Source organism: Brevibacillus parabrevis (assembly GCF_003710905.1).
Classification (GTDB): Bacteria; Bacillota; Bacilli; order Brevibacillales; family Brevibacillaceae; genus Brevibacillus; species Brevibacillus parabrevis.
Genome location: NZ_RHHV01000014.1, coordinates 261,024 through 274,137 on the forward strand (window position 1 = coordinate 261,024; position 13,114 = coordinate 274,137).

General features: G+C 54.0%; 11 protein-coding genes. 10 read left to right on the top strand and 1 reads right to left on the bottom strand.

The window, feature by feature from the left end; translation table 11 throughout:
* The first annotated feature begins 30 nt into the window (after window positions 1-30).
* From folD to EDM60_RS21820, 4 genes are all read left to right on the top strand, one after another.
* Complete coding sequence (gene folD, locus EDM60_RS21805) at window positions 31-885, top strand: bifunctional methylenetetrahydrofolate dehydrogenase/methenyltetrahydrofolate cyclohydrolase FolD (protein ID WP_122965844.1); 855 nt, start codon at window positions 31-33, stop codon at window positions 883-885.
* A 103-nt stretch (window positions 886-988) separates the two neighbouring features.
* Window positions 989-2,368 (top strand): exodeoxyribonuclease VII large subunit, encoded by a 1,380-nt coding sequence (gene xseA, locus EDM60_RS21810; RefSeq protein ID WP_122965845.1) that lies wholly within the window; start codon window positions 989-991, stop codon window positions 2,366-2,368.
* Window positions 2,337-2,588, top strand: coding sequence for an exodeoxyribonuclease VII small subunit (gene xseB, locus EDM60_RS21815; protein WP_005827293.1), 252 nt, complete (start codon window positions 2,337-2,339; stop codon window positions 2,586-2,588). The genes xseA and xseB overlap by 32 nt, the downstream gene beginning before the upstream one ends.
* Window positions 2,589-2,595: 7 nt before the next feature.
* Complete coding sequence (locus EDM60_RS21820; RefSeq protein WP_122965846.1) at window positions 2,596-3,489, top strand: polyprenyl synthetase family protein; 894 nt, start codon at window positions 2,596-2,598, stop codon at window positions 3,487-3,489.
* Window positions 3,490-3,629: 140 nt separating this feature from the next.
* Here EDM60_RS21820 and EDM60_RS21825 read toward each other — a convergent pair whose 3' ends face one another.
* Complete coding sequence (locus tag EDM60_RS21825; RefSeq protein ID WP_122965847.1) at window positions 3,630-5,324, bottom strand: M3 family oligoendopeptidase; 1,695 nt, start codon at window positions 5,322-5,324, stop codon at window positions 3,630-3,632.
* Between the two features lie 255 nt (window positions 5,325-5,579).
* Between EDM60_RS21825 and dxs the strand changes: the two genes are divergently transcribed.
* From dxs to spoIVB, 6 genes are all read left to right on the top strand, one after another.
* The gene (dxs, locus tag EDM60_RS21830; RefSeq protein WP_122965848.1) at window positions 5,580-7,463 is read left to right on the top strand and encodes a 1-deoxy-D-xylulose-5-phosphate synthase; all 1,884 of its coding nucleotides are present in this window, start codon (window positions 5,580-5,582) and stop codon (window positions 7,461-7,463) included.
* Window positions 7,460-8,278, top strand: coding sequence for a TlyA family rRNA (cytidine-2'-O)-methyltransferase (locus EDM60_RS21835; protein WP_122965849.1), 819 nt, complete (start codon window positions 7,460-7,462; stop codon window positions 8,276-8,278). The genes dxs and EDM60_RS21835 overlap by 4 nt, the downstream gene beginning before the upstream one ends.
* Before the next feature lie 113 nt (window positions 8,279-8,391).
* Window positions 8,392-9,249: an NAD(+)/NADH kinase gene (locus tag EDM60_RS21840; RefSeq protein ID WP_122965850.1), complete on the top strand. Its 858-nt coding sequence runs from the start codon at window positions 8,392-8,394 to the stop codon at window positions 9,247-9,249.
* Between the two features lie 5 nt (window positions 9,250-9,254).
* Window positions 9,255-9,704 (top strand): transcriptional regulator AhrC/ArgR, encoded by a 450-nt coding sequence (gene ahrC / locus EDM60_RS21845; RefSeq protein WP_122965851.1) that lies wholly within the window; start codon window positions 9,255-9,257, stop codon window positions 9,702-9,704.
* Window positions 9,705-9,720: 16 nt separating this feature from the next.
* Entirely contained in the window at window positions 9,721-11,445 is a 1,725-nt protein-coding gene (gene recN / locus EDM60_RS21850) for a DNA repair protein RecN (protein WP_122965852.1), read from the top strand.
* Window positions 11,446-11,609: 164 nt separating this feature from the next.
* Window positions 11,610-12,944 carry a SpoIVB peptidase gene (spoIVB, locus tag EDM60_RS21855; protein WP_063226844.1) on the top strand — a complete coding sequence of 445 codons (1,335 nt, stop codon included), beginning with the start codon at window positions 11,610-11,612 and terminating at the stop codon, window positions 12,942-12,944.
* The last annotated feature ends 170 nt before the right edge of the window (window positions 12,945-13,114 follow it).

Here is a 13,114-nt window from a genome sequence, read left to right on the forward strand (position 1 = left end):
ATCGACGTTTAAGAAGGAGGCTTTTTCTCCATGACTGCAACCATTCTCCAAGGAAAAGAAGTAGCAAAAAGCATTCGCGAAGAACTCGCGGTTGAAGTGGCGGAACTGAAAAAACAAGGACTTGTCCCTGGACTGACTGTTGTGCTTGTGGGTGATGATCCCGCATCGCATTCGTATGTACGCGGAAAATCGAAAGGCTGCGAGGAAGTCGGCATCCGTTCCGAGCTGATTCTCAAGGAAGCTTCGACAACAGAAGAAGAGCTGCTGGGCATTATTCGGGATTTGAACGAAAATCCGAACGTTCATGGGATTTTGGTTCAACTTCCTCTGCCAGCCCATATTTCGGAGAAAGCGGTCATCGCTGCGATTCATCCCGAAAAAGATGTCGACGGTTTCCATCCGATCAACGTGGGCAACATGGTGCTCGGCAACGAAACATTGCTGCCTTGCACTCCGCATGGCGTCATCGAGCTGATCAAGCGGACAGGCACGGAGATTTCCGGCAAGCACGCCGTCGTCATCGGCCGAAGCAACATCGTCGGCAAGCCGGTATCGCTTTTGCTGCAACAGGAAAACGCAACTGTGACCATGTGCCATTCCCGCACGCAAAACCTGGAAGAGTTCACGACGAAAGCGGACATCCTCGTGGTAGCGACAGGCCGGGCGCATATGATCGGAAAAGAGCATGTAAAGCCGGGCGCAGTTGTCATCGACGTAGGGGTAAACCGGATCGACTCCGGGAAGCTCGTCGGGGACGTCAAATTTGACGAAGTGCAAGAGATCGCAAGCTTTTTGACTCCGGTACCTGGCGGTGTTGGCCCAATGACCATCACCATGCTGTTGAAAAACACGGTTGTGGCAGCGAGAAAGCAAGCGCAACTTTAGAGGAACGACTGAGGGAATGGATAGGGCCTGCGCTTTATCCATTTCTTTTTGCATGCGTATACGAAAAGTCAATCAGACCAGGGCTTGAACAGAGGAGGGGCACATGGCTGCATCAAACATTTTGTCTGTCAGTGATCTGAACCGCTACATCAAGCTCGTCCTGGAAAAAGAGACGAACTTGCAAGACGTCTGGGTGAGGGGAGAAATCTCCAACTTCACGCATCACGCAAGCGGGCACATGTACTTTACCTTGAAGGACAACACATCGCGGATCAAGGTCGTGATGTTTGCCAGCTATAACCGCTTCTTGCGCTTTTTGCCCAAGGATGGAACGAAGGCGATCGTGCGCGGCTCCATCTCCGCTTTTGAGCGGGACGGAGCGTATCAGCTCTATGCAAAAGAAATGCAGCCGGACGGTCTTGGCTCCTTGTATCTCGCTTTTGAGCAGTTGAAAGAAAAGCTGACCAAAGAAGGCTTGTTTGCTGCTGAGCGCAAGCGGACACTGCCGCGCTTTCCGAAAAGGGTCGGGGTCGTGACATCCCCGACAGGAGCGGCGATTCGCGATATTTGCACCACCATCCGCAGACGGTATCCGCAGGCGGAGATTGTCCTGTCGCCTGCCGTCGTGCAAGGGAAAGATGCCCCGGCATCGATCGTTTCGGCGATTCGGATTATCAATCAGCACCCTGACATCGACGTCTTGATCGTCGGCAGAGGTGGAGGCTCGATTGAAGAATTGTGGGCTTTCAACGATGAAAACGTGGCGCGGGCGATCGCCGGGTCGCCGATTCCGGTCATTTCCGCAGTCGGACATGAGACGGATGTGACGATCGCGGATTTCGTGGCAGACGTGCGGGCGGCGACGCCAACCGCAGCGGCAGAGCTTGCTGTCCCGCATTATTTGGAGTGGGTGGAGCGCGTTCGCCAGCTTGAAATCCGGATGCACAGGGCGGTGCGCAATCAGCTCGCAGAAGAGCGTACGCGGCTGGATCGGTTGAGCGGTTCGTACGCGATGCGGCAGCCGCAGCGCAGGCTGGAGGAAGCGGCAGAGCGGCTCGATCGGACGTATATGCGAATGCGCCAGGCGATGAAGCATTTGATGGAAAGAAGGCGGGAGCGCTACACGCGGCTTTCCGAACAGATCAAAAAATATCGGCTGTCGGATCAGGTCGGGGAGAGAAGGAAAGCGGTTGCGTCGATTCGCGCGCGTCTGGATGAAAAAATGCTGGCGCGGCTGAACCAGAACCGGATGGCTTTTGCTTCAAGGGTAGCCACTCTGGAGGCGCTCAGTCCGCTGGCGGTTATGAAGCGCGGCTTTTCGCTGGTGTACACGAATGATCAGCTGGTGAAGTCCGTGGAACAATTTGCCCCTGGCGATCAGATCGTGGTACGATTAAGTGATGGCAGTGCTACGGCACGGGTGGAACAGTTGAATCGGGAGGAGAAGCGCAATGGCTCGCAAGAAAACGGACCAAGAGACTGACATGCAGTTCGAAGAAGCGATGAAGCGGCTGGAAGAAGTCGTCGGGAAGCTGGAAGAAGGAGACATCCCGCTGGAGGAAGCAATTACGCTGTATCAGGAGGGCGTCACTCTCTCGCGTATTTGCGGACAGAAGCTCGATGCGATTGAAGCCAAAATCATTCAGCTGGTAGAAGAAGACGGCCAACTGAAGCAGAAGGCTTTTCGTGTGGAAGGGGAATAACGACATCGTGGATACATTCCAATCGTATTTGGCGGAAAAAACAGCCTACATTGAACAACATCTCACGCCTGCCCTGGAGCAGGAAGGCGTCCCGACCCATTTGTACGAATCCATGAAGTATTCACTCATGGCAGGCGGCAAAAGGCTTCGTCCGATGCTCGTTCTCGCTGTGCTGGAAGCGCTGGACAAACCGATGGAGCGCGGCGTTCCTTTTGCCGTTGCCCTGGAGATGATTCATACATACTCGCTGATCCACGATGATCTGCCAGCGATGGACGACGATGACCTGCGCCGTGGAAAGCCGACCAACCACAAAGTGTACGGAGAGGCGACCGCGATTTTGGCGGGCGATGCCCTCTTGACGCGCGCCTTTTCTCACGTAGCGGAAGCCTACCAGGAGCGGACAGATGTGACATCTGCGACGATTGTCAAACTGATTGCCGAGCTGGGCAAGCGCGCAGGCGCGACAGGCATGGTGGGCGGACAGATGGCCGACATCGAAGGAGAGAGCAAGCAGCTCGATCTGGAGCAGTTGGAGTTCATCCATCGCCACAAGACAGGTGATCTGCTTGTGGCAGCGCTCAGGGGCGGAGGCTACTTGGCGGAAGCGAGCGAAGCGCAGATGGATGCTTTGACCCGCTACGGCGTCTGCATCGGACTGGCTTTTCAAATTCAGGACGACATCCTCAACGTGGAAGGGGACGCGGCAAAGCTGGGAAAAGCGGTTGGCAGCGACGCGGACCGGAACAAATCGACCTATCCTTCGCTGTTGGGACTTGCTGAGTCCAAAGAAAGGCTGTCTGCTTTGATCGCGGAGGCAAAAGCGGCTCTCGCCATTGCAGGCATCGAGCATTCCGCATTGAGCCCTTTGGCAGATTACGTTCAAAACCGCAACAAGTAAATGAAATGATAGGCAAAAAAGCTGGCATCCACGTGGGGTGCCAGCTTTTTTCTATGATAAGCGTCTCGCCTTTTTTCATGAAATTGGCTGTGAGCGTTTGCGGTAAATAAAGCGGCCATGACCGTTCTGTTTTCTTGCGATTACAATTGCTTGTCGTCTATACCGTTCAACCACGTCTCGATTTCACCGATGACCGACTGAATGCAACCGTCTTCAAACGGCGAGTACAGCTTCGCAACCTTCACCAGTTCCGTGAACGATTTGCTGCCGCCCTCTTTGCACAGTGTCAAGTAATCGGACCAAGCTTGTTCCGGGTTTTCCTGTGCCCGTTTCCAGAACTGGAAGGCACAAATTTGCGCCAATGTGTAATCGATGTAGTAGAACGGATCGCGGAAAATGTGTCCTTGCTGTTGCCAGAAGCCGCCTTCCTCCAAAAACTCGTTCTCGTCGTAATTGCGGTACGGCAAGTATTTGCGCTCGATTTCGCGCCAGGTGCGTTTGCGCTCGGCTGGAGTCATCTCCGGCTTTTCGTAGACGGCATGCTGGTATTCGTCGACCGCGACGCCATACGGAATGAACAGCAGCGAGCCGCTCAAATGCGAGAACTTGTACTTGGCGGTATCGTCCTCGAAGAACAGCTCCATCCAAGGCCAGGTCAAAAACTCCATGCTCATCGAATGAATTTCGCACGCTTCATACGTCGGGAAGTGGTACTCCGGTACTTCGTAACCGCGGCTGACGTACACCTGGAAGGCGTGGCCCGCTTCGTGGGTCAGCACGTCGATATCGCCGGAGGTGCCATTGAAATTGGCGAATATGTACGGCAGCTTGTACTTGCTCATGTAGGTGCAATATCCGCCTGTCGCTTTGCCTTTTTTGCTGAGCAAGTCCAGACATTCATTTTCCAGCATGAAGTTGTAGAAAGCATCCGTTTCTGGAGACAGCTGTTCGTACATCTTTTTCCCGTTTTCCACGATCCAGTCCGGGGAGCCTTTTGGCGTCGGATTGCCCGTAGCGAAGTCGAAGGCCAGATCGTAATACTTCATAACATCGACGCCAATCCGTTCGCGTTGACGTTCGACCAGCCGAGCGGCTACTGGCACGATTTGTTCCTCCACTTGACGGCGGAAGTTGGCCACCATTTCGGCGTTGTAGTCCGTCCGGTTCAAGCGTGCATAGGCCAGTTCCACGAAGGTGGTGAAACCGAGCTTTTTGGCGATCCGGTCGCGAACTTTTACCAGATTGTCGTAGATGCGGTCCAGTTCTTCGGTATGCTTGCTCAGAAACTCGTACTTCGCTTCGTTTGCTTTCTTGCGCATGTTTCTGTCCGTGGACGTCTGGAACGGAAGCAGCTGCGGAAGCGTGCGCTCTTCGCCTTCAAACATGATTTTCGCCGAGGCGATCAGGGCAACGTACTGGCTCGCCAGACGGTTCTCTTCCTGCAAATCGGCAACAACTTCAGGAGAGAAGGTGCGCAGAGTTGTCTCGGCAATGCGGAAAAGCTGGGCGCCCCATTTTTGTTCCAGCTCGGAGCGGAAAGCGGACTGGGTGATGGCGGCGTAGTAACGTGAAATGATCCCTTGATACACAGGGCCTGCTTCATCCCAATAGTCTTGCTCTTCTTTGTAAAAAGGGTCCTCCGTATTGATCGTATGGCGAATTTGCGCCACTTCTCGCGCAGATTCCACCTCTTGCCGCAGCTCGTTCAACTGTCCCATTACCTTGTCTTGCTCTTCAAAGCTGGCCGCTTGTTGAAACGCTTCCAACAGTCTGGAAAATCGTTCTTCGACATTTGCCATGTCGACGCGTGTGTACGGTATTTGCGAGAACTTCACGGGAGTCCACCTCGATTTCTTGAATTTGAATGATCCATTTTATTTTACCAGAATGTAGCAGGAAATTGCGTGCAAGATTGCGCTTGCTGATCAAAAGTGGTGTTTTTATGAAGAAACCGTTATAATGAATCAAGTTGAATTTCAGCGGAGTTTAGGCTTCGGGCAACACCGAAGAAGCCTAGTTTTCCATGGGGTGGATTGAAATGCAGCATGCACAATCGCCGGAGAACGAACAGTGGAAAGTGAGGAATACCAATGCTGCTTACTACCATAAATGATCCTCAAGACCTGAAAAAGTGCACTTCGCAGCAGTTACATACGCTGGCATCCGAAATCAGGCAATTTCTCGTCGAGACGCTCTCCCAGACAGGCGGCCATCTTGCGCCCAACCTCGGAGTAGTGGAGCTGACGCTTGCTTTGCACTACGTGTTCAACAGTCCCAAGGACAAGCTGATTTGGGATGTCGGGCATCAGGCATACGTACATAAAATGTTGACTGGCCGCCGGGAGATGTTTCCGACTTTGCGCCAGTACAAAGGGCTGTGCGGCTTCCCGAAAATGATCGAAAGCCCGCATGACGTCTGGGAAACCGGACACAGCAGCACCTCCTTGTCGGCAGCGATGGGGATGGCAACGGCCCGCGATTTGAAAAAAGAAAAAAACCATGTCGTGGCGGTTATCGGCGATGGCGCGCTGACGGGTGGAATGGCGCTGGAAGCGTTGAACCATATCGGTCACGAACGCAAAAATGTCATCGTCGTGCTGAACGACAACGAAATGTCGATTGCTCCGAACGTAGGCGCCCTGCACAACTACCTGGGCAAAATTCGCTCCACGGAAAACTACCAGTGGGCGAAGGACGAGGTTGAAGGGCTGTTGAAGTCCATTCCGGCTGTCGGCGGCAAACTGGCATCGATTGCCGAGCGCTTCAAAGACAGCATGAAGTATTTGCTCGTGTCCGGCGTTCTATTCGAGGAGCTTGGCTTCACGTACATCGGGCCGATCGACGGTCACAACATGGATCTTTTGGTCGATACGCTGAAAACGGCGAAGCAAACCAAAGGGCCGGTACTGATCCACGCGATCACGAAAAAAGGCAAAGGCTACGCGCCAGCCGAAGCGGATTCCGTGAAGTGGCACGGCATCGGCACGTACAAGATCGAGTCTGGAGACACGCCAAAATCCGCTCCGACGTACACCTCGGTGTTTGCCGATACGATGATCGAGCTTGCTGCCGAGTACAAGTCGCTGGTGGCGGTGACTCCTGCCATGCCAGCAGGCTCCGGCCTGATTCCGTTCGGACAAAAATACCCGGATCGCCTGTTTGACGTAGGGATCGCGGAGCAGCATGCTTGTACCTTTGCGGCTGGCCTTGCGACACAAGGCTTGAAGCCAGTGCTTGCGATCTACTCGACCTTTTTGCAAAGAGCGTACGACCAACTGATTCACGACGTTGCCCGGCAAAAGCTGAACGTGGTGTTTGCCGTCGACCGCGCAGGACTCGTTGGTGCAGACGGGGAGACGCATCAAGGGATGTACGACATTGCCTTCATGCGCATCATTCCGAACATGGTCATCATGGCACCAAAAGACGAAAACGAGCTGCGCCACATGATGAAAACAGCGATGGAGTACGACGGGCCGATTTCGTACCGTTATCCGCGTCTGCCGGCTCGCGGCGTGACGCTCGATAAAGAGTTGCAAGCTTTGCCGATCGGGAAGGCAGAAATCGTCCGCGAAGGGAAAAAGGTAGCGATTTTGTCCTTTGGCCATGTATTTGAGATCGCGGAGCAGGCGGTCAACCAGCTGAATGCGGAAGGAATCAGACCGATGCTGGTAAACGCCCGCTTTTGCAAGCCGCTGGATGAGGAGTTGCTGTTCAGGCTGGCGAAGGAAGGCTACGACATCGTGACTGTGGAGGAAGGCTCGGAGATGGGCGGATTCGGCAGCGCGGTTATCGAATGTTACAACCGGGCGGGCTACTATGGCATGAATGTGCAGATCGTAGCTGTCCCTGATTATTTTGTAGAACACGGCAGTGTAAAAGAACAGCGTCAAGAGGTTGGGCTGACAGCGGAGAACATCGCTTCCCGTGTACGCGCCTTGATGCCGATATCGAAGGGTGTACTGGAAGCATGAGCGTGAGAAAAGAACGAATCGACGTTTTGCTCGTCGAACGGGGTCATTACGAGACTCGGGAAAAAGCAAAAGCAGCCGTGATGGCGGGACTGGTTCAAGTGGCCGGGGAGCGATGTGACAAGCCCGGCACGAAATTCACCGAGGATGTCGCCATCACGGTCAAAGGCGAGGTTCATCCGTACGTCAGTCGCGGCGGACTGAAGCTGGAGAAGGCATTAAAAGTATTTGGCATCGACATGACGGACAAAGTCATGATGGACATCGGCGCTTCCACAGGCGGGTTTACGGACTGTGCCTTGCAAAATGGCGCACGCCTCGTCTATGCAATCGATGTCGGCTACGGACAGCTCGCCTGGACGTTGCGCCAGGATGAGCGGGTTGTCGTCATGGAGCGGACCAATTTCCGCCATATGGACCCGGACGCTTTCGAACAGGAACGTCCGGATGCCGCTTCGATTGACGTGTCGTTTATTTCGCTCCGGCTGATTTTGCCTGTCTTGTACCGTTTTTTGAAGCAGGATGGCGATGTCGTCGCGCTGGTCAAGCCGCAGTTTGAAGCGGGCAAGGACAAGGTCGGGAAAAACGGCATCGTCCGCGAACCGCAAGTGCATGAAGCGGTGCTGACAGACATCGGCCAGTTCGCCAGCGGCCTCGGATTTGCGCTGAAAGGGCTGGACTTTTCTCCGATCACAGGGGGAGAGGGCAATATTGAATTTGTTATGCATGTGACCAAAAGCGCTGGCGGCATGAACGCCGAAGAATGGCTGAAGCTCGTCAGCGATGTGGTCGCGCAGGCTCATGCCAAATTAAAATAGGGACAAAAAACAAAAGCCTCGGGAGTTTTGTTGCAAACGAGGCTTTTTATTTATGCATGAAAAGTTGTATACTTGTATAAGGATTTCCAACCAACCAGTTTGGGGTGGACCATGTGAAGAAGATAGGAATTATTGCAAACAAAGGAAAGCCCGAGGCCAGAATTGTGGCGCGGGAGCTTGTCTACCTCCTGGAGGTCAGGGGAGCGAATGTATTGCTGGACGAGACGATTGCATCTGATTTAGGGCGCGCGGAATTGGGCGCTGCGATCGATGACATCGGTAATCAAGCCGACCTGGTCTGTGTGCTTGGCGGTGACGGGACCTTGCTCGGCATCGCACGCAAGCTCGCCGGGAGATCGATCCCCATTTTCGGGATCAATCTCGGTACATTGGGCTTTTTGTCAGAAGCAGAGCCGGAGCACTTGCCGCTTGCCGTCGACAATTTGCTTTCAGGCAAGTACGACATTGAGGAACGGGCCATGCTGGAAGCAGCTCTCGTCCGCAAAGGCAGCACGCTTGGGACATACACAGCGATGAATGATATCGGGATCGCCAAAGGGTCTTTTTGCCGCATCATTCAATGTGCTGTTTACTTGGATGACGAATATGTCGCGACTTTCAGCGGCGATGGTGTCATCGTGTCGACTCCGACAGGGTCGACAGCGTATTCCTTGTCGGCTGGCGGGCCAATCGTCGCTCCAAATGTGGATATGCTATTATTGACTCCGGTAGCGCCGCATTCGCTGACAGCGCGGCCAATGGTGCTGTCTGGCAACCAGACGATTCGCGTGGAAGTCGACGCCATCCATCAGGAGATGGGGCTGTCGATTGACGGACAGTTCGGCTATCGGCTGGAGGGCGGCGATCATATTTACATTAAAAAGTCTCCGTACGTCACACCGCTGATCAAGTGGAAAAAGGGCGGCTTTTTTGAAGCAATACGCACGAAACTACAAGGTGAATGGGAGTAATCCATATGAACAAGGGGCAACGACATATCCGTATTCGGGATATCATCAGTAACCAAGAGGTAGAAACTCAAGACGAACTGGTGGAGCGTCTGCGCGCTGCTGGATTCAACGTCACGCAGGCGACCGTATCCCGAGACATCAAGGAATTGCATCTGGTGAAGGTGCCACTCCCTGATGGGCGATATAAATATTCCATGCCTGCTGAACAAAAGTTTAACCCGATGCAAAAGCTCAAACGGATGATGGTCGACTCTTTCGTCAGTATTGACCAGGCAGACCATTTTATCGTGCTGAAAACCCTTTCCGGTCATGCAAATGCGGTAGCCGAGCTGATCGACAACCTGCCGTGGGACGAGATCATGGGAACGATCAGTGGAGACAATACCATTTTGATCATTTGCCGTTCCAAGGAAAATACAGCGGAAGTCACAAAGCGTTTCATGGAAATGCTGTAGAAGGTGGTCGCAACAGATGCTAGTGGAACTCTCTATCCGAAATTTTGCCATCATTAAATCGGTTACGGTCTCGTTTCAACGCGGGTTGAACATCCTGACAGGGGAAACCGGCGCCGGAAAATCGATCATCATCGATGCGCTCGGACTGCTGCTCGGTGGCCGTGCGTCCGCAGATTTTGTGCGCTACGGCGAGCTGCGCGCAGAGGTGGAAGGGCTGTTTGAACTGCCTGCGGGCCATCCTGCGCTTGCGGTGTGCGCCAGCGTAGGTGTGCAAGTGGAGCAAGACGGCATGCTCGTCGTCCGCCGGGACATTTCCAACCAGGGAAAAAGCATTATTCGTCTGAACGGCCAACTGGTGACGCTTGCCATGCTGCGCGAGCTTGGACCTTGGCTGGTCACGGTTCACGGCCAGCACGACACGCACATGCTGATGCAGGCGGACAAGCATATCAACTGGCTGGATGCGTACGGCGAAGTTGCTTTGGGAGCGGCGAAGCAGGAATACGGCAAACTGTACTCCTCCTACCGGAAAACGCGACAGGATCTCGAACGGATGGCCCGCAACGAACGCGAGTTGGTACAGCGCATAGACCTTTTGCAATACCAGCTTGACGAAATCGAAAGCGCTTCGCTTACTCCGGGTGAGGACGAGAAGCTGCTGCAGCAGCGCAAAAAGTGGATGAACATTGAGAAGGTTTACGCGACGGTCCAGGACGCCTACCGCTCGCTGCACGGCGATCAGAAGGGCATGGATTGGCTCGGTCACGCCATGGGAGAGCTGGAGCGCGGCGTGATCTACGAGGAGCAGCTTGCGCCGATTTTGGAGACGGTGCAGTCTGCGTATTACCAGATTGAGGACGTGGTGCACAAGCTGCGCCAGCTTTCGTACCATCTGGACTTTGAACCGGAGCAGCTGGCAGAGGTGGAGCGCAGGCTCGACCAGATTCAGTCCTTGAAGCGCAAGTACGGAAAAAGCGTGGATGACATTTTGGAGTATGCAGCGACCATCTCCGACGAGCTGGACGAAATGCATCACTACGAGGATCGGTTGCAACAGGTGGAAAAACGGTTGCAGGAGCTGGCGGCTGATTTGGCTGTCGAGGCGCTGGAGCTGTCCGTCATTCGTCAGGAATGCGCCGCGAAGCTCGCGCAGGAAATCGAGCAGCAGCTGAAAGAGCTGCATATGGAACGGGCGCGTTTTGCCATCGACGTCAGACAAACCCCTGATGAAGAAGGCGTTGAAATCGAAGGCATCAAGCGGCTCGTGGATGCGAATGGCATGGACCAGATCGAGTTTTTGATTTCGCCAAACCCGGGGGAACCGCTGCGGCCGTTAGCGAAAATCGCTTCTGGCGGGGAGCTGTCCCGCGTCATGCTGGCGATCAAGACGATCCTGGCTGGAACCGATCAGGTCGAGACGCTGATTTTTGACGAGGTAGACACGGGAGTCAGCGGCAGAGCGGCCCAGGCGATTGCGGAAAAGCTCGCCCGCGTCGCGCAAAAACGGCAAGTGCTGTGCATTACGCATTTGCCGCAAGTAGCTTCCATGGCGGATGCCCATTTTCTGATCAAAAAGGAAATGAGCGAAAACGAGACGAAAACGATCGTGACGAAGCTGTCGGAAGAAGAGACCGTGACAGAGCTTGCCCGCATGCTGAGCGGGGCAGAAGTAACGGCAAAAACAGAAGAGCACGCGCGGGAAATGATTTTGCTCGGGCGGGAAAGAAAGGCTGTCACCTAAGCTTTGGTTGGCAGTCTTTTTTATGGGCAAAAAGATTGCAGTTGGCTAACAAACATGAGTCAATTTCCTGACATAATCCGCTTGGCTGGGGGCAACATTAAAGGTACACAAGGTGGAGGTGTCTCTTTGTAGGTGTAGGTAGGGAACGGTAGGAGTGATTGCTGGTGATCCGACAAAACAAAAGAAAATGGATGGGAAGTCTCCTTCTCCTCATCACGGCGCTTGTCGTGAGTTCCACCCCGTTTCGCGATCTGTCCTCCTTTCCCCGCGAATTGCGCTTGATGGAAGGGTCTCTGGAAGAACTCAAGGTCTCCGTGCCGGTGATGGGCACGCTAATCAACAGCAATCCCGACATTTTGCACGTCAACGGGACGGAAGCGCGCGAAGTATCCGTTGATCTGAGCCAGCCTATGTCCGTAGAGCCGCGCAGAGCTGGGGAAGCACAATTGCAAGTAAAATGGCGAAACATTCCGCTGACAGCTGTCAAAGTAAATGTGCTGCCGGATTTGCGTCTGTACCCTGGTGGACAGTCGATCGGGGTCAAGCTGCAAACGGCGGGGGTGTTGGTTGTCGGTCATCATCTCGTGGACAATGGCAAAAGCAAGTCTTCCCCTGGCGAGCAGGCAGGTATTCACGTCGGCGACATGATTGTCAAAATGAATGATCTGTACATCAATGACATGAATGAAGTCAAAAAGCTGATCAACGAAGCCGGAAAAAAGAATAGCACGGTACAGCTTTTGGTCGTGCGCGGAAAAGAAAAGCTGAATCTGACGCTCCAACCGGCAAAAGACCAAAAAGACGGGGAGTACCGGATGGGACTGTACATTCGCGATTCGGCTGCCGGAGTAGGCACCCTGACCTTCTACGATCCCAACTCCAAAGCGTACGGAGCACTGGGGCACGTCATTTCCGACGTCGATACAGGCCAGGCTATCGTAGTCGGGGATGGGCAAATCGTGCAGGCAAGCGTGACGTCCATCGAAAAAGGGCAGAGCGGCAATCCCGGAGAGAAATTCGCCCGCTTTTACAACGAAAGCGAAGTGCTGGGGAACATCACCAAAAATACACCGTTTGGCATTTTCGGCAAAATGAAGGACGAACCGAAGCGCAGCTATTACCGCGAGCCGCTCCCGGTAGCGCTTGCCGAGCAAGTCGTGGAAGGCCCGGCGAAAATCCTCACCGTCGTCGAAGGGCAGAAGGTGGAGGAGTTCGATATCGAGATCGCCAACGTCATCAAGCAGCATTTTCCGGCGACAAAAGGCATGATCATCAAGGTAACGGACAAACGCCTGCTGGAAAAAACGGGTGGCATTGTCCAGGGGATGAGCGGCAGCCCGATCATTCAAAATGGAAAAATCGTCGGAGCGGTCACGCACGTCTTCGTCAACGACCCGACATCCGGCTACGGCTGCTACATTGAGTGGATGCTGCAGGACGCAGGCGTGCAGGTGCGCAATGCGCCGCAATCGAACGCCAAAACCGGGCAGGCTGCCTGAGAATACGAAGAGACGAGCCGTCACGCCAATCAAGCGAGGCGGCTAATTTCATGCTGTCAAGTCTCTCTGCTCGACATGTATAACCTTCCACTGGAACAAAGCCAGCTTGCATGGTAAAGTCGTGGAGGCTCTTGACGAATGAAGGAAAAAGGAAGGTATTCTTTGTCGAA

Coding starts and splice junctions, on each gene's coding strand:
- folD (WP_122965844.1), top strand. CDS start 31: ATGACTGCAACCATTCTCCAAGGAAAAGAAGTAGCAAAAAGCATTCGC.
- EDM60_RS21835 (WP_122965849.1), top strand. CDS start 7,460: ATGAGCGTGAGAAAAGAACGAATCGACGTTTTGCTCGTCGAACGGGGT.
- recN (WP_122965852.1), top strand. CDS start 9,721: ATGCTAGTGGAACTCTCTATCCGAAATTTTGCCATCATTAAATCGGTT.
- dxs (WP_122965848.1), top strand. CDS start 5,580: ATGCTGCTTACTACCATAAATGATCCTCAAGACCTGAAAAAGTGCACT.
- ahrC (WP_122965851.1), top strand. CDS start 9,255: ATGAACAAGGGGCAACGACATATCCGTATTCGGGATATCATCAGTAAC.
- xseA (WP_122965845.1), top strand. CDS start 989: ATGGCTGCATCAAACATTTTGTCTGTCAGTGATCTGAACCGCTACATC.
- xseB (WP_005827293.1), top strand. CDS start 2,337: ATGGCTCGCAAGAAAACGGACCAAGAGACTGACATGCAGTTCGAAGAA.